The 20,525-nt window shown below is 70.8% G+C and carries 13 protein-coding genes; 3 read left to right on the top strand and 10 right to left on the bottom strand.

Features of this window, described 5'->3' with window-relative positions; genetic code table 11:
- Positions 1-1,374 (bottom strand): cation:proton antiporter (locus tag HMPREF9056_RS00715; RefSeq protein WP_009401924.1); only part of this gene is annotated, 1,374 nt, incomplete at its 3' end.
- A gap of 191 nt (positions 1,375-1,565) precedes the next feature.
- Here HMPREF9056_RS00715 and HMPREF9056_RS00710 point away from each other — a divergent pair.
- The 3 genes from HMPREF9056_RS00710 to HMPREF9056_RS14290 all read left to right on the top strand — a co-directional run bounded on the left by HMPREF9056_RS00710 (position 1,566) and on the right by HMPREF9056_RS14290 (position 5,750).
- Entirely contained in the window at positions 1,566-2,912 is a 1,347-nt protein-coding gene (locus HMPREF9056_RS00710) for a DUF4921 family protein (protein WP_009401923.1), read from the top strand.
- A gap of 480 nt (positions 2,913-3,392) precedes the next feature.
- Positions 3,393-4,907: a hypothetical protein gene (locus tag HMPREF9056_RS00705; RefSeq protein ID WP_034513237.1), complete on the top strand. Its 1,515-nt coding sequence runs from the start codon at positions 3,393-3,395 to the stop codon at positions 4,905-4,907.
- 108 nt (positions 4,908-5,015) lie between these two features.
- Positions 5,016-5,750: a hypothetical protein gene (locus tag HMPREF9056_RS14290; RefSeq protein WP_172635221.1), complete on the top strand. Its 735-nt coding sequence runs from the start codon at positions 5,016-5,018 to the stop codon at positions 5,748-5,750.
- 130 nt (positions 5,751-5,880) lie between these two features.
- On the opposite strand, the gene HMPREF9056_RS00695 is transcribed toward HMPREF9056_RS14290, so the two are convergent.
- The 9 genes from HMPREF9056_RS00695 to HMPREF9056_RS00655 all read right to left on the bottom strand — a co-directional run bounded on the left by HMPREF9056_RS00695 (position 5,881) and on the right by HMPREF9056_RS00655 (position 20,517).
- Positions 5,881-6,747, bottom strand: a complete 867-nt coding sequence (locus tag HMPREF9056_RS00695; protein WP_034513235.1) for a glutathione S-transferase C-terminal domain-containing protein — start codon at positions 6,745-6,747, stop codon at positions 5,881-5,883.
- Between the two features lie 169 nt (positions 6,748-6,916).
- The gene (locus tag HMPREF9056_RS00690) at positions 6,917-9,958 is read right to left on the bottom strand and encodes a hypothetical protein (RefSeq protein WP_009401918.1); all 3,042 of its coding nucleotides are present in this window, start codon (positions 9,956-9,958) and stop codon (positions 6,917-6,919) included.
- A gap of 392 nt (positions 9,959-10,350) precedes the next feature.
- The gene (locus tag HMPREF9056_RS00685) at positions 10,351-10,920 is read right to left on the bottom strand and encodes a hypothetical protein (protein ID WP_253269881.1); all 570 of its coding nucleotides are present in this window, start codon (positions 10,918-10,920) and stop codon (positions 10,351-10,353) included.
- A 29-nt stretch (positions 10,921-10,949) separates the two neighbouring features.
- On the bottom strand, positions 10,950-11,390 hold the full coding sequence (locus HMPREF9056_RS00680; RefSeq protein WP_009401916.1) for a YbjN domain-containing protein: 441 nt from the start codon (positions 11,388-11,390) through the stop codon (positions 10,950-10,952).
- Positions 11,391-11,531: 141 nt separating this feature from the next.
- The gene (locus HMPREF9056_RS00675; protein WP_009401915.1) at positions 11,532-12,008 is read right to left on the bottom strand and encodes a hypothetical protein; all 477 of its coding nucleotides are present in this window, start codon (positions 12,006-12,008) and stop codon (positions 11,532-11,534) included.
- A 173-nt stretch (positions 12,009-12,181) separates the two neighbouring features.
- Positions 12,182-13,237: a hypothetical protein gene (locus tag HMPREF9056_RS00670; protein ID WP_009401914.1), complete on the bottom strand. Its 1,056-nt coding sequence runs from the start codon at positions 13,235-13,237 to the stop codon at positions 12,182-12,184.
- A 451-nt stretch (positions 13,238-13,688) separates the two neighbouring features.
- On the bottom strand, positions 13,689-17,354 hold the full coding sequence (locus tag HMPREF9056_RS00665; RefSeq protein ID WP_253269880.1) for a DUF4011 domain-containing protein: 3,666 nt from the start codon (positions 17,352-17,354) through the stop codon (positions 13,689-13,691).
- A gap of 326 nt (positions 17,355-17,680) precedes the next feature.
- The gene (locus HMPREF9056_RS00660; protein WP_009401910.1) at positions 17,681-18,736 is read right to left on the bottom strand and encodes an ABC transporter ATP-binding protein; all 1,056 of its coding nucleotides are present in this window, start codon (positions 18,734-18,736) and stop codon (positions 17,681-17,683) included.
- The gene (locus HMPREF9056_RS00655) at positions 18,733-20,517 is read right to left on the bottom strand and encodes an iron ABC transporter permease (protein ID WP_087942146.1); all 1,785 of its coding nucleotides are present in this window, start codon (positions 20,515-20,517) and stop codon (positions 18,733-18,735) included. Before HMPREF9056_RS00655 ends, HMPREF9056_RS00660 begins: the two co-directional genes overlap by 4 nt.
- Between the last annotated feature and the right edge of the window lie 8 nt (positions 20,518-20,525).

Here is a 20,525-nt window from a genome sequence, read left to right as displayed (position 1 = left end):
CCTCACCCCTCCGGCTGGGGTGCGCGCGCCTGCCGGCAGTCTGATGCCGCTGGGCGGCGACGCCGGACGGCGCGGCTCTGAGACGTGCTCGCCGGCCGGGGCGGTGGCCTCCTCAGGGGTGCGCCCGTCGGGCGCGGCGGGTCCCTGGACCACGCGCATCACCTCGTTGGCCGGAACGTGGTCGCTCCTGTGCCCCAGCACCAGCCCCGCCGCCGGCAGGACGAGCACCGAGAGCACCCCGGCCAGCACGAGCGTGGAGGCGAAGGAGGTGGACATGGCCTCGGCGCTCACCGCCACCTGGGTGACGGCCACGATGATGGGCAGGGCCGTCGTCGAGTAGACCGCGATCTGGAGGCTCTGGCGCATCGAGTATGCGCGCGAGCCATCCCGACGCCGCTCCGCGCGGGAGGCCAACCACACCGGCACGCCCCGCACGAGCACCAGCAGCACGAAGAAGGCCAGCAGGTCGATCACGGCCTCGCCGTCGAGGCTGACAACAATGCCCATGCCGGAGGTGACGAAGAAGATCGGGACGAAGAAGCCATAGGCCAGGCCATCGAGCTTCTCCTCGAACTGGGCGTCCCCCTCGGGCAGGACGTGACGCAGGACGAAGCCGGCAGCGAAGGCCCCCAGGACGACGTCGAGGTCGAAGACGGTGGCGATCGCGCACAGCCCCACCAGGAGCAGGACGGTGGCGCGGATGGTGGTTTGAGCCGTGGTCGAGGCCCCCAGGTGGATGGCCTCGACCAGGCGGCGCCCCACGCGCTTGACGCGGCTGGTGAAGCGGACGATGAGCAGGGTGATGACAAGGAAGACCGCCAGGATCGCCAGGCTCGCCCAGGTGGAGCGTGAGCCCAGCAGCAGCGCCATGAGGAGGATCGGGCCGACCTCGCCAACGGCTCCGTGGTTGAGGATCGAGGCGCCCACCGCCGTGGGCAGCAGACCGCGGTCGCGCAGAATCGGAAGAATCGTGCCGATCGCCGTCGAGGTCATTGCGATGGCGATGGCGATTCCGTTGGCCGACGCCGCGCCGCCGGTCACCCCGATGGCCGTCACCGCCCCGAAGGCCAGTCCCAGCGAGAGCATCCAGGCGATGGCGGCGTGGCGTCCGCCCGCGCCGCGCAGCTCGTTGACGTCGATCTCGTAGCCGGCCATGAGGAAGAGGAAGGCGACGCCGAGCTCGCGCAGCAGCTCGATCGAGGAGCCCTCGCCGGCCAGCCCCAGCCCGTGGGGGCCGATGGCCATGCCGCCGAGGATGAGGAGGACGACCTCGGGCACGAGCCGCTTGGGAACGGTCCAGGAGACCAGCGGCGCCACGAAGGCCACCGCCACGATGAGCAGCAGGGAGGTGAGGACCTGGGCCAGGTCAGTCATGGAGTCGCCTCCTTGTCTCCGATCGGGTGTCGGGTCTCCGGCCGGGTGCGGGAAGTGCCGGGACGCGCCGTGGGCCGGACGCGATGCGCGAGTCTGCACGAGCCAGAGAGACTACCCCGACCTCGGCGGGCCGGAGGCATCCGCCGGGGGAGCGGGACGCGAGGGGCGCCACAACGCGTCACAATGGGGGCATGCTCATGCCGTACGCCCCCTCCGCCGAACCACTCACGCGCCTGGCCGACGGGACGGTCAAGCAGATCAGCCCCTTCACCGGCACCGAGGTGTGGACCGTGCCGGGACGCGCCAACCGCCCCATCTCGCACCCGGTCGCCGAGGTCCGACCGCTGGAGGCGGCCGACCGCACCCACGCCTGCGCCTTCTGCTCGGCGCGCTACCTGGAGACGCCCCCGGAGAAGGCGCGCGTCGTGCACCGGGCCGACGGTGGACTCGAGCGTCTCGACGCCGTGCCCGCCTCCGCCCTGTTCGACACGGTGGCCGAGTTCCGGCGAGTGCCCAACCTCTTCGAGATCCTCTCCTTCGACTACTGGCACCTCAACCACGGCTACGAGATCCCCGACGCCGCCCGCGAGCGCATGGAGGCCTACCTGGCCGAGCCGGCCGGCGTTGAGCACGTGGAACGGGTGGCGCGCACCAAGCTGGCGGCCGCGGGTGCGGACCCGGCCTCCTGGGACTCCATGGACGAGCGGGACCGCCGCACCTTCCTGGCGGCCTTCTTCGCCGGGGGCCATGACGTCATCATCGGCCGGCGCCACTTCACCGACGACGCCGTCGACACCTCCGCCCTGGCCGGTTCGGGGACGCTGAGCGTGGCCGAGCACCGGGCCTACACGCGCCTGGCGATCCATGCGATGCAGAGCCTGTACGAGGCCAACCGGTGGGTGCGCTACGTGGCAGTCTTCCAGAACTGGCTGCGGCCGGCCGGGGCGAGCTTCGACCACCTGCACAAGCAGCTGGTGGGCATCGACGAGCGCGGCGTGACCAGCCAGCTGGAGCTGCAGAAGGTGCGGGCCAACCCCAACCTGTACAACGAGATGGCGGTGGACTACGCCGCCTACCAGGGGCTGCTCGTGGCGAGCAACGAGCACGCGGTGGCCTTCGCCGGGTTCGGGCACCGCTACCCGACACTGGAGGTGTACTCGACGTCGGCCATGCCCGAGCCGTGGCTCATGAGCCGCGAGGAGGTCGACGCCGTCGCCGACCTGGTCCACGCTCTGCACGCGGCCACGGGCGCGGACGTGCCCAGCAATGAGGAGTGGCACCACAAGCCCCTCGACGTGGACCAGCCCATGCCCTGGCACATCACGCTCAAGTGGCGGGTGTCCACCCTGGCGGGCTTCGAGGGCGGCACGAAGATCTACCTCAACACCATCGACCCGTGGACGCTGCGCGACCGCGTGGTGACGCGCCTGGAGGACCTGCGGGCGGACCGGCTCATCGCGCCGATGGCCGTGGGCGAGGAGTGCCCGACGGCGCCCAACCGGCTCCTGTACAACCCGGTCCTCACAGCCCGCCCGTAGAGAACGCCGCCCCGAGTGTACGGACCGCGTCGTTGCGGGTATGTCGTGGCGACCGTCGAGCCCGAGCACAGGCGGAGCCGAGGGCTCGGGGACTCCCGGCCATTATGAAGTCTTCTTGAACAAGGCGCACAGCCTCAATAAATGATAATAAAACCTCACATATTTCCAGGCACTGATTAGCATCAAATGAAAATGCGGGGCTTGAGGCTCCCGCCCCATTGTGAAGATTGCGAAGTTTGGGGCCCTTGCCCCATTGCAAAGGTGTCGTCGCTGCAATAACCTCGTGGTCGATATCGCTTCCACCACAGGCCGAAGCCGGCTTGCAGCGAGGTTTTGTATCGCAGTTTCACCAGTAGCACACATCGAGGATTATCCCCACCCACGGCAACCGCTTGCGCTTACCCAGGCCGGGGACTACTTACCTCACCCTGCGAATAAGCCCCATCTCCTCGCGCCACAAGAAATGGAGTGCTCTTGTACATTCTTCCCCGTGCTGTCTCCAGCGTAGGAGCGGCTCTCGCCGCCCTTCCCCTCGTTCTCGGTGCACCTGTCACCCCTGGGCTGGCTCCTCAGGCTGCCGCGGCTCAGGAGCAGACGACTCTCGCCTCTCCCCAGCCCCTGCCCACCGCCCAGATCAACGGTGTCGTCTGGGATCAGACGATCGTCGGCAATGTCGTCTATGTAGTCGGCGAGTTCAGCAAGGCCCGTCCGGCGGGATCCCCGAAGGAGCAGAACGAGTCGCCGCGGTCCAATGCGATGGCCTATGACATCACCACGGGCGAGCTGCTGGACTGGGCACCGCAGCTCAACGCCGCGGCCAATGCAATCGAGGCGTCTCCCGACGGCTCCACCCTGTATATCGGGGGGAAGTTCACCTCGGTCAATGGCCAGCCCGCCTCCCGCCTGGCCGCGGTGGACACCGCCGGCCAGCACAAGCCACTGAATGGCGGCACTCCCGGTGGCGCGGTATCGCCCAACGATACGGTGCGGGATCTGGAGCTGTCTCCCGACGGCTCCACCCTTTACATGGCCGGTCTCTTCACGCAGGTCAACGACCTGGAGCGGCTACGTGCCGCGGCTGTTGACCTGAAGACCCAGCAGGTGACCAACTTCGCACCCCAGGTCGATGACGATTCCGAAGTCCGGGCCATCACCGTCGCGGCTGACGGGTCGGCAGTGGCCATCGGAGGCTCTTTTGAGACCGTTGAGGGGTCCTCTGACGCCTACGGCATGGCCATCCTGGAGAAGGACGGGGCGCTGCGGCAGACCAACCTGACCACAGACATCAAGAACGCGGGCTCGATGTCCGGCATCATGAGCCTGAAGTCGGACTCCAAGGGGCTCTATGGCACCGCCTACTCCAGGCAGGGCCGCTTCGAGGGAATGTTTCGCGCCGACTGGAGCACCGGGGACATCAACCTCATGGCCGACTGCCACGGAGACACCTACGACGTGCTGCCCGCCAACGACGTCATCTACATCTCCGGGCATACCCACGACTGCTCCAATATCGGTGGCGTCCCCGATCGCGCACGTGACGGGATCTACTATCACGCCGTCGCTTTCTCCAGTGCTGCCACCGGCACAGTGGGTAACAATACCGCCAACGGCTACACCAATTATGCTGGACACCCTGCCCCCACCCAGTACAACGAATTCCTTCCCGGCTTTACGAACGGCGAGTACACCGCCTCCAAGCAGGCTACCTGGACTGTTGAGGGCAATGGCGATTACCTCATCTACGGCGGTGAGTTCCTAGCCGTCAACGGCATTCCTCAACAAGGCCTTGTTCGCTTCTCAATGAAAGGCGAAAAGATCAACGACAAGAATGAAGGAAAGAAGGGGGAGAATGAAAAGGAAGATAATGACGACAAGAACGACCGGGGCGACCCTGAAGACGACTGGAATGGCGGGGATGACCATCACGGTTGGGACGGAAGAGACGGCGACCGTGGCGACTGGAACAACAACAACCGGCGCGGATGGTGGTGGTGATCAATGACGTCGACTGAGATCGCTTCGCCGGGTCGGCTCCCGCGCAGCACCACGAGCATTGCCCGCCGAGACGTAGGTCGTTCGCCTCGGCGTGTACCACGAGCTCGGATGCTGATCCTGCCCACCGTCCTGGTACTGGGACTGGGACTGGCCGCTTGTGAAGGCGGAAAGTCCACCAGCAGCGGCACCACCGCCACCGCCGGCCCTTCTTCCTCACCATCTGTATCCGCATCTGTATCCGCATCCGCATCCACATCCGCATCCGCCAGGGCGAGTGCGAGCAGCTCGTCCGCGCCTTCGCCCTCATCAGCCGCCCCCAGCAGCCCACCGGCCGAGACTCCGGAACCGACGGCGACCGAGCCGTCGGAGGATGCCACCGCAACAGCCGCAACACCGGACTCCTCGGGTATTGACCCGAACGCCGTGCAGAATGGAGACCTCTCGAAGGACCAATACGGTGAGGTCCCCGTAGGTGGGACGGTCAATGTTGTTGATGGTGTGTCCATCTCCCTGGGGCAGCCCCGGACCGAAGAGCTCGCCGGCGGGCCCGGCGAGGTGGGTGGTTCCGGAATTATCGTTCCGGTCATGCTGACGAACAGCTCGGGAGAGGAGATCTCTCTGAGTGGTTTCACGGCGACGGCCAGTTACGGCGAGGGCGATGGAACGCCCGCCAGTGAGATCTCCTCGGCTTCAACACGGGTGCCCAGCAAGCTGGCTGCAGGTGAGTCGGTGAGCGTCGATAGGGCCTTCGTCGTGCCCGCTGAAGGACGGGGGAATGTCAAGGTCGTTGTCGACCTGGGGGCTGCCTACCACTCGGCCGTGTTCCGAGGAGCCATGGGCTGACCCTGATCCCTGCACCACCGCCCTCGGGTGGCACCTGTGTTCGCTCGGGCGAGGGCAGGTGCCACCCGAGGCTCGTGGAGTACGGCGGCGCCGAGACGGCACAGCCCCCGTCATACCTGGCCCAGCGGCCTCAGCAGCCCAGGGCGCTGCGCTCCTCGGGACCCACCCAGCCCGAGCGGCTCTCCAGGGCCCGGAACCAGCGGGCCAGCGCCGGCCAGAAGGAGATCGACGGCGCCTCTCCGCCGGGGTAGTGCTGGCGCCCGCCGTACTCGTAGGACTGGACGGTGGTGAACAGGCGGATGTCGCTGCCGGTGGGCTTGTCGCCGCACAGGAACTGGCCGATCGCGACGACGGCGGACAGAGCCGGCCCGTCGAGCATCGTCAGGCCGTCCTCGCGGGAGGCCTCCATCCGCGTGGCCCGGGCCAGGAGGGTGTCAATGACGTCGAAGCCCACGAGTACACCGTTGGCAGCCTCCGCGGCCTTCTCCGGGTCCTTGGAGTGGGTGGCCACCGCATGACCGACGTTGATCTGGGAGCCGATCCACTCGTCCCAGGCGTCGGTGGAGTTGCGACGATTGAGCGGATACAGGTCCGGGGAGCCCGGACGCTGGAGGTCCCACCAGGCCGTGGACAGGTCGAAGAGCAGGTCGCCGGAGTCGTCGCTGACGACCTGGCCCGTCGTGGTGTCCACCAGGGCCGGGACGGTGGGGGCGGGCTCGTAGCCTGGGGTCTTCTCGTAGACCTCGGCCAGGGAGCGGGCGCCGAGCGCCGGGTCGACGCCGGGCTCGCCGTCGGGACCGGTCAGCTCCCAGTAGCCGTCCACGCCCTTGCCGTAGGTCCAGGACACGGGAATCGCCTCGGTCAGGCCGAGCAGGCGCCGGGCGATGAGGACGCGGCGGCACCACGGGCACGAGCCCGCCGCCACGAGTCGATAGCGTCCCGCCTCCACGGGCAGGTCGCCACTGGGTACGAATCGGTGTGAGACTGCGATGGCCAAGGGGTGCCTCCCGGGAGGGTCGTCGAGGGTCGTGATGCCCAAGGCCTATCATTCCTCGCCCGACCGAGGCCGTCAGCCGATTCACACGGGGCGGAATCTCGCATCCCGGACCCGCTGGACGGGGACGCCCCCGCCCCGGCGGGGACATTCGACGTGCACCCGGCCACCGCTAGCGCAGCGTCTCCTCGACGGAGGCGACGAACTCCAGGGCGTCGTGGCCGTCCCAGTGCGGCTCGCCCAGCAGGTCGCGCACGCGGGCGCAGGCGGCCAGGGCCTCGTCACGCTCACCACGCTCGGCGTGCAGGCGGGCCAGCATGCATAGGGCGCGCGAGGCCGAGTCCCGGTCCTCGGTGTCCATGTAGCCGTCGTAGGCGGACTCGCAGTGCTGGACGGCCTGCCGGTTCTGGCCGGTGCGCCACAGGATCCAGGCCATGTCGTCGTGCCAGTCACCGATCTCCCAGGCCGAGGAGTAGCCCTCGGTGTCGGCCACGCCGGCGAAGGCCTGGCGGGCCTCCTCCATGATCTCCCGAGCCTCGTCGAGCCGGGTGCGGGCCATGGGCAGGGTGAGGTCGTCCACCAGTGCCCGGGCCGAGCGGCGCAGCGCCCGCCCCCGGTCCAGGCGGCCCTGGTCGGTGCGGGTGTCCTCCAGGTCGGCGGCCTGGCGGAACAGGGCGGCGGCGCGCACATTGTCCTTGAGGTTGGAGGCGGCCATCGCCGCGTGCGAGAGGTACTCCCCCGCCAGCGCCCGGCGCCCCTGGTCCTGCAGGATCCGGGCGGCGGCCAGCGAGTGCTCGGCCACGCCCTCCTCCTCGCCCATGGCCATGCCGGTCTGGGCCAGGAGCCGGTGCAGGTACAGGGCGATGCTCTCGGCCCCGACGCCCTGAGCCAGGGACAGCGCGGACTCCAGGACCTCGGCGCTCTCCAGGTAGCGCTCGGAGGCCTCCAGCGCCGAGCCCAGGGACAGCAACGAGGCCACGGCGTACAGGGTGATGCCGGCGGCCAGCATGATGTTGGCCTGCTCGCGGAACTGGGTGATGGCCTCGTCGAACTGACCCACCTCCATCGAGGAGATGCCCAGCAGCCGCCGCCCGCGGGCGGCCAGGACCGGGGAGACCTTCTCGTGGCGGCGCATGACCTCTTCGGCCAGGAGGCAGCCGTTGTAGACGTCGCCGCACTCGGCCAGCACCTCGGCGCGCGCCATGTCGAGGATGTCGTCCATCTGCTCGGCGTGTCGGTCCTCAGGGACGGCCGCGGCGGCCCGGGCGACGACCTGGATCGCCCCGAGCGCCTCGTCCCGGGCGTGCAGGTCGGTGAGGACTGAGGCACCCACGAGCAGCGCGTCGGCGGCCAGCACGAGGGCGTCGGTGCCGCCGGGGTCGAGCAGGTCGGTGGACACCAGGTCCTCGACCTGGGCCTCGATCTGCCCGATGAGTGAGGTGGCCCGTTGCAGACGCTGGGCACGCTCGGCCTCCTGGGAGCGCTCGGCGATGGAGTCGGCAGTGATCTCGTTGTCGAGGTTGAGCAGGTCGACGTAGTAGGCGCCCAGCGGCCCGAAGGCCAGCTCGATGAGGGGGCGGATCCGCAGGCGCTCGGCGATGGCCTCGTCCATCTCGGTGCGACACGTCAGGGCGGCGGCCCGCAGCAGACCGGTGTGGTACTCCAGGCCCGGGATCTCCTCACCGGGCGGCGGCAGCAGGTCGCGCGTGGCCACCTGGTCGACGACGTACCAGTAGTCCATCGTCGAGGAGCCGATGGAGCGGCGATGATCGACGTAGCGGCGCACCGCCTCCTCGCCGCTGCGCACCGGCCGGGGCCGCACGAGGTCCACCAGTGGGAAGGGCTCGTCGCCGCCCTGGTGGCTCGTGGCGGCGTGCCCGGCGCGGGCGCGCCGGGTTCCGACCTCCGCACCCGACGACGCTCGGGGCGCGTGCTCCTGGACCAGGCCGTCGTCGTCGGCCACGAGGCCCAAAAGGGAGGCGACGTCGGGCTCGGCGCCGTCCTCGTCGACGGTCAGGCTCGTCTGTGCCGGCTCGGGCAGCTCCTCGGAGGGCTCCAGGAGGTCGACCTCCACACCCAGCCCGTGGACCGCGCCGGGGGCGGCGTCGAAGGCGGCCCGCACGAGGGATCGCTCGAGGTGGTCGGAGATCGTGGAGTTGCCGTTACGCACGTCGAACTGCTGGGCCAGGCGCCGGGCCCAGCCGGTCATCTCTGCGTAGGCCCGCGAGATGGTGGTGGAGGACGCCAGCCCCGGCAGCGGGAACCACAGGTCGGCGGCCGGGACCTCCACGCCTAGGGCCTCCTCGCCGCGACCGGCCCGCTCGGCCTCGCGCAGCACCAGGCTCATGCCCCGCAGGGCCGACAGGAGCACGTAGGCGGACTCGGCCTGGGCCAGCCAGGGCAGGTGGCGCCGCAGGATCACCATCCCGCGGTCCACCCGCCTCACGAGCGCCAGGTACTCCAGGTGGTAGGCCAGGGAGATGAGGGCCTTGGGCGTGCGGCGGATCTCCCGGTAGGAGCGCAGGTGCGCCTCCCAGGCGGCCCGGGGCCGTCCGGAGGCCAGCAGGGGCAGCAGCACGAGGGACTGCGTGGTCTGGGGCTGCACGGAGCAGCCGACGGCGCCGGTCAGCACCGGCACGGCCGTGGCCACGGCCAGCTCCCAGGCCTCGGTGCGGTAGGCGAAGGCGACCTGGCGCATGGGGTCGCAGCCCTCGCAGTCGGCGTTCTCGTCGCGGTGCGTGGCCCGCCAGGCGGCCAGCTCCTCGGCGGCCTCCTCCTCCAGGCCCAGCAGGCCAGCCACCGAGGCCCGCTCGCCGTGGACGACGTGCATGGAGGCGCCTTCGGCGCGGTAGAACTCCTCGAGGCTGGCCTCGAGCTGGCGCACCTTGTCCTTGGAGACCTTGGGGTTGGCGCCGGCCACGGCCACCGCCCACTTGAAGTGCCAGCGCAGGGTGCGCACCTGGGCGTCGTCGAACAGCTCTGGGCGCCGCTGGTAGCGGGCCAGGTTCCACACGAAGGGCGCCAACGCCTTCCACTCCTCGTTGCCCTGCTGATAGGCCTCCGTCAGGGCCAACCGGGTGGCGACCCGCAGGTCCTCGTCGCCCAGGGCGTCCGCCCAGCTGACGGCCTCCGCGACAAGGGCCGAGGCCTTGGGGCCGTGGCCGAGGGCTCCGGCGTAGGCCAGGCGCTCGAGGATGTCTTCGCGTGTGGTCATGGAGTCTGTCCTTCCGGGCGGAGCCTGACGTTGCACCGTCATGAGGCGAAGGCTTCCACCGTGTTCTGCCGGGGCATGCGGACAACGGTCCGAGTCCCTCGGGTGCGCCGCGGGAGAGGATCCGTCATCCCGCGCCGCTCAACGATGAACGGCGTCATAGGGGTATCGGGCTCCTTTCGTCCAGCGGGGCGGTCGTCCGACGTCCAGTGTTACCGAACAGTTATAGAATCCGCCACCGCTGCACCGAGGGGCAACTCGACCGCAGGGCATGTCGGGACCCGCCACGGCGCTCAGGACCGTCGGCCCCGCCCTCGCACGCTCCGACGACGGCGTCCGACACGCCAGTGCTTCCAACGGGTTTCGGGTGGCCCGATCCGCGGGTCCCGGGTGGGTCAGGGCACGAGCAGGGGCTCGGGGGTGTCGGTTGTCTCAACCCCGCTTCCGCCGTCAGCATCAACCGGGGCGATCATGCTCCCCCCACTCCCGTCACTCTTGACCTCGGCGTCGGGCTCAACGTTGGGACCGACGTCGGACTGGCTACCGGCGTGAGCGTCGAGGAGGCCCATGACCTCGCGCAGGGCCCCGTCGATGCCCTCGAGGATGAAGTCCATGGTGCCGGCGAGCTGGGCGCCGTCGAGCCCGGCACCGATGTTGGCGAGGGCCTCGGCGCACAGGCCCACGCCGGCGTCGTCGACCTCGGTGTACAGGGCGGGGATGAGCCGGCCGCTGGAGACCTCCTGGGCCACGGCGCGCACCCGCGAGAGCTCCGCGGCGCCCGGGAGCGAGCTCGAGAGCTGGTGGTGGGCGCGCACGGCGAGGATGCGGCGGTCGACCACCATGAGCACGTGGTCGAGGCCGGCCACCGAGAAGCGCACCAGCCCCTCGGACAGGTCGATGTCGTAGGAGTGTCCGCGCTCGGCCAGCCAGGCGGCCAGGCGCCTGAGGGTCACGGTCGGGGTCACGGCCCCTTCCGGCTGATTCCACCAGGCCATCAGTCCTCCTCCCAGGTGACCAGCTCGGGGAAGCGCTCCTCCACGGTGGAGAAGAAGGCCCGGGTCATGCCCAGGCCCATGTCCATGAAGGCGTCGAGCTGGGCGTCGCTCATGCCCGCACCGATATAGGCCACCATCTGGGTACTCAGCAGGAGCCGGCTCGAGTCGTGGGCGGGGGTGACGGCCAGGTCCGGCCCGTAGGTGGAGCGGTGCTGGGCGTCGATGAAGGCTCGCATCTCGTCGAGTCGGTCGGCCGCCGGGCGCCCGCGCCACATGCCGGCCACGACGAGCGCGGCCTCATCATCGTGCAGGTAGACGCCGATGTCGCAGCCCGGGAAGCCCATGAAGACAGCACCGTCCTCCTCGGGACCGGCGGCGATGCCGCGCTGGGACAGCCAGGTCTCGACCCTGCCCAGGGTCAGCTCCGGTTGTGCGCTCATGGACGCTCTCGCCTCCTTCCCTGTGCAGGACTTACGGGGGTTCGATAGGGGTCGGTACGGATTCGAGCGGGCGTGGTGCAGGATGATCCAGACGGTCTGTGCGGCCAGCACGCCGGTTCGCGGCCGGCGCGCGGGAAGCCTTCAGAACTCGATATCAGAGGCGATGTCCGCGACCGTGTCGACCTGGTCGGCTCCGGCCTGCGCGCTGCGCACGCTACCCGGAGAGGCGCCCCTCCCCCTGTTCGAGCCTGAGGCACCGACGGCGTCGGACCAGCTCACCGAGGACGATCCTGCCGATCCCGCCGGTCCGGCCGGTCCGCCGGAGGCGGTGGGAGTGCCGGGACCGTCGGGGAGCCGCCCCAGCGCCTGGTCCAGGGAGCGCCCCAGGACCCCGGAGGCCGACTCGGCCAGGGTCAGGCAGCGCGAGTCCATCTGCTCGGGCGTCTTGTAGCCCCGGCGAGTGGCGGCCGGGGTGCGCCGCCCCTTGCCGGCGCGGACGGCGGGCTCGCCGCGGGAGACGCGGGTGCGCTGCGGCGCGCCCGAGGCGCCGGCGCCGCCTCGACCGGCCGCCCTGTTGACGGATGAGCTGTCTTGGGACTTCTTGCGGAAGCCGACCATGGTGGTCCTTTCGGGGACAGTGCCGCGCGGCGCGGACCGCGCGGGGAACGGAGAGATGACGAGCCGACAGTCTCCCTGGCGGGGTCGGTGACGCAGTCGCTGGAGCGTCGTCGGGCTCGGGCCGCTTCCGCTGTGCCGGCGGGCCAGGCCGGGCGGGCGGCGGGTTGGGAACGCTAGCGGGGCACCTCGCAGGAGAGCTGGTCGGCGGCGTGGGCCTGCTGGCTCCACAGCTCCTCACTGAAGGTGTCGTCCAGGATGGAGCGGGCCAGCGGCTCATCGGGGCGCATGATGTCGCGCACCGTCTGAAGGATGAGCTGGCGGCGGTCGGTCAGGCCCTCCTGACCGAGGATCTGGGCCGAGCGGCCCAGGCCCCCCATGAAGTTGATGTACTCCATGGCGTGGTACTGGGGGGAGACCTCGTCGGGGCGCAGCTGGTGGGTACGCGTCTCCAGCGCGTTGCGCACATCGCGGCGCAGAGCCTCCTGGCCACCCTCGGAGCGCACGTAGAAGGGCAGCAGACGGTTCATCATGAGGTGGTGGGCGATGGCGTAGTCGACGTAGTAGAAGAAGGCCAGGCCCACGCCCTCCTCGGCGGACTGCTCCGACTCTGACTTCTGCCACTCGGCGTAGCAGGTGGTCTTGGCGACCTCCTTGGCCCAGGTGGGTGCGGCCGCCATGGCCTCGGTGGGTTGAAAGGCCACGCGCGACTTGCAGCGCGGGCAGGTGATGAACACCGGCATGTGGTAGAGCTCGGGCAGCGGCACCGGATCGCCGCACTTGTCGCAGGTGAAGGAGAACTGGGCCTGGCGCCAGTCGGTCATGGCCCGGTTCCACTCCTCGCGGGCCTGCTCGGCCCGGCCGGGGGCGAAGACCTCCTCGATGATGTTGCGCAGGCGCGCCTCGAAGCCGCCCACCAGGTTGGCCGCCTCCTGGAGGCGGGCGGAGAGCTGGCGATCCTCCTCGATGGACAGGTCGGCGTCGATGTCCAGGAAGGGGGCGAAGTGCTTGGCGAAGACCCGCTGGGCCTTGGTGTGCAGGAACATGATCTGGGCCTCGACCTCCGAGCGGAAGGCGGAGACGGAAGCCGGATCGGTGATCTGCATCTCCATCGCAGTGCGGGCTGAACTGACGCCGAACTCCCGGGCGCGGGCCTCCAACCGGTCCAGGTAGGTGCTCAGGCGCTGAGTGAGTGCCTGAAGCCGCCGGTAGTAGCGGACGTAGGCGGACATGTCAGGCTCCTTGCGGTGGAGGATCGGGAGTATTGCTGAGGAAGGCGCCGGTTGCCGGGGCTGTCCGGGCGCGGCTCGGGGTCGGCGACGACGCCGACTCACGAGCCTGGCGCATCAGGCACCCACGGCTGCCAGCACTGTGGATGCTACTCAACTGGAGACTTCAACTGCGACCTGATCGTGATCTTTTGAAATCGAGGCGCTCGGAATCCGGGCAGGACTCCCCCTTGCCATTCCTCCGACAGCCCGGCTTCTCGGCTGCCTACAACGGCGCTGCCAAGCCGGAGAAAAGTCGTGGTCGACTCCGAGCCGGAGCAACTCGGAAGACACCAGCAAGTGACAAGGATCATAGTGTCGGTGCTGGCGTGAGCGGGCCGATCATGACGCCTACCGTGATCTCGCCGTGACCAAAGCGGCCGTGCCCTCTCACCCGCGTGGACGCGCCGCAGAGCTAGAGCTGCTCGCGCTCGGCCTCCTTGAGGGCCCTGGTGAGGGCCTCCGACACCCCGCGCGCACCAAGGCTGCGGTTCCTCACGCTCAGACGCTTGAGCGCCCACGTGAGCAGGTCCTCCCGGGACGCCCACTCCGGGTTCTTGGCACGCGCCTGGGCCATGAGCCCCACCAGCTCGCGGGGGTGGATCTCCTCGATGGAGTCCACGTGGTCCAGGGCGTTGCGTCGGTAGGACGGGGCCGCGAGCGCGTCGTCCCGGCTGGCCCACACGAAGCCGTCCTCGTCGAAGTAGGCGAAGGCCTCCCCCAGAGCCGCCCTGATCGACTCCTCGCGCGACTTGACGGTTCGCGAGAGCCCGAAGGCGCGGGAGATCTTGACGTAGAGCCGGCGCCTGGCGATCGGGGCCTCGACCTGGCAGATGGTGGTGGCGACCTCGATGAGCACCTTCCTGGCCTCCGCGTCGGTACCGGCCCGGTCGAGGATCTCCAGGGGGCGCACACCTGCCGGGCTCCAAGCGGTGTACTCCTCACCCGAGGTCCGCGGGCCGGAGGCAGGCGCCATCGCTTCGCCGCCCACATCGGCGTCGTCCCGGGCATCGGCCCCCGCGCCGTCGTCGGTCGGCGGCGCGGCGTCCTCGGTCTGCCCGGTCCGCTCCGATTCGAACACCGCGGTCGACGGCGTCGGCGGCACCCAGTGACCGCCGGCCGCCTCGACAAGCCGGGCGACGACGGCCTGCCGGTCCGCCAGCCACTCGGGCATCCAGACCCGCTCGACCCGCTGCCAGCCCATGGTGCGCAGGACGTCGACCGGCAGCAGGTCGCGTTCGACGACACCCTCCCGCTTGTTCCACTGCGGCCCGTCGAGCAGGACGGCCACGGCGGGGCGGTCCGGCTGGTCGGCGCGCGCCAGGACGAGGTCGATCTCGAAGGTGGAGTGGCCGACGCCGGTATGGACCGTGAGCCCGGCCGCCTTCAGCGCCTCGGCGATCTCGCGGCGGTGCCAGCTGAGCGGGCTCTGCGAGGCGGGCAGGGCCCGCGGGGCCCGGCCCTCGGCGGCCTGGTGGAGGTAGGCGCGCAGGTCCTTGACTCCTCGGTGGGCGGTGCGCTCGGCGTGCAGGTCCTGGGGGTCGAAGCTGGTGAAGACGATGATCTGCCTGCGGGCCCGGGTGATGGCCACGTTGAGGCGGCGTTCGCCGCCGGCGTGGTTGAGCACCCCGAAGTTCAGCGGCAGGTCTCCTCGAGAGTTGGCGGCGAAGGTCGCCGAGAACAGGATCGTGTCGCGCTCCTCGCCCTGGACGTTCTCCAGGTTCCTGACGAACAGGCCGTCGCGGGCGTCGAGGGCCTCGATGACCCGGGGCGAGGCGATCTCGCGCAGGCTGTTCTCGATGAGGTCTCGCTGGCGATCGTTGAAGGTGATGACGCCCAGCGAGGGCAAGCGGTCGGGGCAGGCCTCGATGTGCCGGAGCACCTCGTCCACCACGCGTTTGGCCTCGAGGGGGTTGGTGTTCGGCTGGACGTGGGGGTGACGGGCGCGATCCTCGGGACGGAAGTAGCGGCCGCGGACCCGCCGCAGCGAGATGCCGTGGCCGCCGGGGGCGGCGTCGGATCCGGGGACAATCGTCAGCGGGCTCGGGAAGGTGAGCAGCCGGCCGTCGTAGTAGTGGCGGTTGGAGAAGGCGACAAGGGACTCGTCCCGGCTGCGGTAGTGCCAGGTGAGCCGGTGCTGGGTCAGGCCACTGTCCAGGCAGCGGGTGAGGATGGAGCTGGCCTCAGGCGCCTGCTCCCCCCTGATGTCGCCGGCTCCGGGAGCGGGCGGCATCTGCTTGGGGTCGCCGACCACGACCGCGCTGCGGCCGCGCCCCATGGCGCCGACGGCGTCGGCCACCCGGATCTGGGAGGCCTCGTCGAAGACGACGATGTCCACGTAGCGGCGGTCTGCCGGGAAGAACCGCGCCACCGAGTCGGGCGAGACGAGCAGGCAGGGCGTCAGGGCGGTGATGAGGTCGCCGTAGGTGCGGATCAGCTCGCGCACGCTCATGGCGCTGCGACGGCGGTTGAGCTCGCTGCGCAGCGCCTCGGCGCGGGCGGCGGCATCCTGAAGGACCTGGTTGCGATGGGTCAGGACGACGTCGAGCAGCTCGGGCGTCAGGGCCGTCCGCAGCTCGTCCAGGGCGGCGCGGTAGCGCTCGATGAGCCGGTTGTGGGAGGCGGCGTCGAAGGCGTCCAGGCCGGTGGCGCGGGCCCGTTCCACCAGGGCGGCCTGGGCGGCGGCTGCAGAATCGGCGGAGTCCCCGGGTTCTCCGGCCTCCCGGATCTGGGCGAGCACTTCCCGGGCCCCGCTGTAGGACGGGCCCTTCGGCCTCGGCTCGTACAGGCCGCGTCGGTAGGCGTCGAGCTCGGCGCGGATCCTGGCCAGCTCGGCGCGCAGCACAGCCGGGTCGGGGCGGCCGGCCGCCTCACCGGCGCCGACGTCGGAACCGGCACCGTCTCCGGGCTCTCCTCGCCGCAGGGCCAGGGCGCGGCGCAGGGCCCGGCGGACCTCGGTCGGCTTCATGCCGTTGTCGTGCAGGTTGAGCAGCAGGTCCCCAATGCCGGCCTCCTCGCGCAGGCGGCGGGCGACGACGTCGAGAGCGGACTTCTTCTCGGCGACGAACATGATGGTCCGCCCCGTGGCCAGGGCCCGGAAGATGAGGTTGGAGACGGTCTGGGACTTGCCCGTTCCGGGCGGCCCCTCGACGACGAGGCTGCGCCCGGCGACGGCGTCGGCCACGATCCGGGCCTGAGTGGAGTCCGCGGCCAGGGGCAGGTTCTGGGTCGCCTCGTCGATGTCGAGGCCCCCATCGGCCGGGCCGACCGGGTCCACGAAGTCCTGGCGCCCTCCCGACATGAGGTGGGCGACGAGCGGGTTGGCGGCGATCGTCGGCCAGTGGTCCTCGAGGTCCTTCCACATGCGGTAGGTGGAGAAGCGGAACAGTCCCAGGTGGACCGTGGGGGTGACGACGTCGTCCCAGCCGGCGCGCCGCAGGCGGTCGCGCACGCCGTCGAGAGTGGCCCGCAGGTCGATGCCGTGCTCGTCGAGCCGCGGAGTCCTCAGCTCGGTCAGCTCGATGCCGGTGTCCCGCGCGAAGCGGTCGAGGAAGGAGTAGTTGGGCGTGGAGGCGCCCGTCTCGTCCAGGATGAGCCTGAAGTCATCCCCGGTGCGCTCGAGGTTGACCGGGATGAGGATGAGTGGGGAGTGCAGGCGGCTGCCGTCGCTCTCCCACGCCAGGGCCCCGATGGCCAGGTAGAGGTTGTTGGCGCCGGTCTCCTCGACGCCGGTGCGGGCGCTGGTGGCCAGGGCCTGGAGGCGCTGCACGCGCTCGGTGGGCGCCAGCTCGACCTCGACGGTTCGTTCCTTCAGGAGCGAGACCGCGCGGGCCTGCTCCTGCTGAAGGCCCTCGTCGGACAGCTCCGCGGGTCGGTGTCGTCCCGCGGCGAGGGCGATGTATTCCTTGTCATTGACAAGGTCCTCGAACTCGCCGATGAGCGCCGGTGGGACGCGCAGCTCCACCGCGTGGCGGGAGGTGCGATTGATGAGGGGATTGCGCAGGGAGAGGTCGAGCAGGCTCTTCTGCCAGTCCCGGACCTGTTTGGGGGCCCTGGAAACGGTGAGGTTGTCAGAGTTCATGGGGATCATGGGCGATTCATGGGTGGTGTAGGGATGTGCGTCGACCCGCTCACCCGAATCAGTTGGGCCGACCCGAGCGCCCCGCGCACCGCGGGCCTGTCGGTGGGGACGCCGATGACCGCCGGTGGACGGCCGCTGCGGGCAGGGGTGCGGATTGCTCCGGCCGACGAGCGCAGATTACAACGGCACTGCGACACGATCGGACACCACTCGTCCCAGGAGCCGCCGTCCCCGCACGTTCGTAGGGTAGGTCGCGCGTTCGTACCCTCTACCCCTCGAACGCGCCGCATAAGGTACGAACGCGACGCGATACAGGGCCGGGCTCTTCACAGGCGGGCGGTGCGAGCGGGGTCGAGGCGCAGAACGACACGTTCGCCCGCGACGTGGGGGCGCTGGGCCATAGCGGTCACGCAGACCGGTTCACGATCAGCAGTGGCATCAGCTCCAACGCCGGCGTCCTCGGCCAGTTCGGCGAGCTGCTCGGGGGCGAGCTCGACCTCGGCCTCCCACTGGCCGCGGCGCAGACGCGAGGCCAGTACGGTGGCCGACAACCGCGTCTCCGCGGGCCCGCCCCGCTCCTCGGACTGCCCCACGGCGTCTCCCACGACGCGCAGCGCGCCGGGGGCGAGGGCGAGGTCGCCGACGACGTCGAAACCCAGGAACCGCGCCACCTTGCTGCTTCCGGGGTCGGCCCACAGGCGCTGGGGGGTGTCCAGGCGCAGGAGCCGGCCGGCCTCCATGACACCGACTCGGTCGGCCACGGTCATGGCCTCGTCCTGGTCGTGGGTGACGTAGAGCGCCGTCGTACCGCCCTCGCGCAGGATGGCTCGCACGTCGGTGGCCAGCTGCTCGCGCAGGGCCCGGTCCAGGGCGGACAGCGGCTCGTCGAGCAGCAGCAGCCTCGGCGCCGGGGCCAGTGCCCGGGCCAGGGCCACCCGCTGGGCCTGCCCACCGGACAGGGTCATCACGCGCCGCCGCTCGAAGCCGGGCAGGCCGACGAGCTCGAGCATCTCACGCACGCGCTCGCCCCGCCGGGCGCGAGGCAGGCCGGCGAGCCCGTAGGCGATGTTGCCGCCGACGTCGCGGTGCTCGAAGAGCTGGCCGTCCTGGAACATGAGGCCGAAGCCGCGCTTGTGGACGGGGACGCGCACCATGCCCCGCCCGTCCCAGGCGACCTCGCCGCCGACCACGTCCTCCAGACCGGCCACCGCTCGCAGCAGGGAGGACTTCCCTGAGCCGGAGGCCCCCAGGAGGGCGACGATCTCACCGGCGGCCACGTCCAGGTCGACGCCGTCGACGGCGCGCAGGTCCCCGTAGGCCACCGCGAGCCCACGCACCGACAGGCCCTCGGAAGCGCTGGTATCACTGGTGCTCGGGTTCATAGCCGTTCGCCTCCGTCCGTCCTGGGCCCGAGAAACCGGGCCATTCCGCCATCATCGTGCCCTGCTTGCCCGCCGGTTTCCGCAGGCCCGCCTCGCCCGGGACCGAGCCGGGTCTGAAGCCACTCGCAGCCGAGCATGACGGCGGCGCTGCCCACCGCCAGGACCACGCCGCCAGCCAGCGCCATCCCCTGGTTCTGGGAACCGGGGCTGCCGATGAGCCGGTAGACGACCACCGGCAGCGTCGGCTCCTGGGGCCTGGCCAGGAACGACGTCGCCCCGAACTCCCCCAGCGACGTCGCCAGGGCGAAGCCGGCCGCCAGCCCGCCGGCGCGCAGCAGCTGGGGTCCGTCCACGCTCAGCAGCACCCGGCCGGGCCCTGCCCCCAGGGCGGCCGCCGCCTCGCGCTGGCGCGGGTCGATCGCGCGCAGCGCCGGCAGCAGGGTGCGCACCACGAGCGGCACGGCCACGACGGCCTGCGCCAGCGGCAGGATCCACCAGGAGCGGGTCAGGGCCAGCGGCGGACGCGCCAGGGTGATGAGGAAACCGAAGCCGACCGTCACGGCGGAGACGCCCAGCGGCAGCATGAAGGCGGCGTCGAGCCCGGTGATGACCCGGGCGAGCGCCCGGCTGCGGGGTCGGCGCGAGACGACCAGGCACACCGCCACCCCCAGCGTCAGGGCGATGGCCGCGGCCGCCACGGCCACGCTCACCGAGTTGGTGGCCGCCTCCCACACGGTCACGAGCAGGGCGCTGCGCCCGCCGGTCGTGCCCAGGTCGGTGTAGTTCGCCAGCGTCCAGGCGCCGTCGCGCTGCAGGGAGCGCATCACGAGCACCGCCATGGGTGCCACCAGCAGCCCCACGACCGTGACGGCGGTGACCGCCAGCGCGGGGGCATCGGCGGCCCGCAGCCGCGAGGTGGGCGCCTCGGTGCGCAGCCGCAGGCGTGTCTGGGTGGCGGCGCGCGCCCGCTCGGCCGCCCACAGGGCCAGCGCGATGACGCCGAGCTGGACCACGGACAGGACGGCGGCGCTCCGCAGGTCGAGGTACTGGGTGGTCAGCCGGTAGATCTCGGTCTCGATGGTGCCGATCCCCACCCCGCCGAGCACGAGCACCACCCCGTAGGCGGTGGCGCAGAACAGGAAGGTCAGGGAGGCGGCCGAGGCGATGGCGGGCGCCAGCGCGGGCAGGGTGACGGTGGCGAAGGCCCGTATCGGCGAGGCCCCCAGCGCCCGGGCGGCCTCCACGGCGCGCGGGTCGAGCCGCGACCACATGGTGCCCACGGTGCGCACGACGAGCCCGTAGTTGAAGAAGACCAGCGCGGCCACGACAGCGCTCAGCGTGCCGTCCAGGCCCAGGTCCTCCAGGGGCCCGCCGCGGGTGACCAGGGCGTGGAAGGCGACGCCGACGACGACGCTCGGCAGCACGAAGGGCACCGTCACCACTCCGCGCAGCAGGTCGCGGCCGGGGAAGGTGCGCCGGTAGAGCACGAGGGCCCCGGGGATGCCGAGGGCCACGCACACGGCGGTGGCGAGCGTGGCCTGGGCGAGGGTCTGCGTGAGGATCCGCCAGGTGCGCTCGCGGGTGAGGACCTCCCCGAAGCCGCTCAGGTCCAGGGCGCCGTCCGGCGCGAGGCCGCGGCCCATGAGGGTGGCCACGGGCCAGGCGAAGAAGACCGCCAGGAAGGCCAGCGGCCCGACGACGGCCAGGGTCCAGCCGACCCGCTCGCCCCAGCCCGGCCGGGGGCCGCCAGTTCGCCGACCGATGCGTCCCCCGGCCGGCAGTCCAGCCG

It is taken from the genome of Actinomyces sp. oral taxon 170 str. F0386 (assembly GCF_000195595.1).
Taxonomy (GTDB): Bacteria; Actinomycetota; Actinomycetes; order Actinomycetales; family Actinomycetaceae; genus Actinomyces.
Note: the sequence above shows the minus strand (reverse complement) of the source record. Positions and strands in the feature narration are given on the sequence as shown.

Coding starts and splice junctions, on each gene's coding strand:
- HMPREF9056_RS00710 (WP_009401923.1), top strand. CDS start 1,566: ATGCTCATGCCGTACGCCCCCTCCGCCGAACCACTCACGCGCCTGGCC.
- HMPREF9056_RS14290 (WP_172635221.1), top strand. CDS start 5,016: ATGCTGATCCTGCCCACCGTCCTGGTACTGGGACTGGGACTGGCCGCT.
- HMPREF9056_RS00690 (WP_009401918.1), bottom strand. CDS start 9,958: ATGACCACACGCGAAGACATCCTCGAGCGCCTGGCCTACGCCGGAGCC.
- HMPREF9056_RS00680 (WP_009401916.1), bottom strand. CDS start 11,390: ATGAGCGCACAACCGGAGCTGACCCTGGGCAGGGTCGAGACCTGGCTG.
- HMPREF9056_RS00675 (WP_009401915.1), bottom strand. CDS start 12,008: ATGGTCGGCTTCCGCAAGAAGTCCCAAGACAGCTCATCCGTCAACAGG.
- HMPREF9056_RS00670 (WP_009401914.1), bottom strand. CDS start 13,237: ATGTCCGCCTACGTCCGCTACTACCGGCGGCTTCAGGCACTCACTCAG.
- HMPREF9056_RS00665 (WP_253269880.1), bottom strand. CDS start 17,354: ATGAACTCTGACAACCTCACCGTTTCCAGGGCCCCCAAACAGGTCCGG.
- HMPREF9056_RS00660 (WP_009401910.1), bottom strand. CDS start 18,736: ATGAACCCGAGCACCAGTGATACCAGCGCTTCCGAGGGCCTGTCGGTG.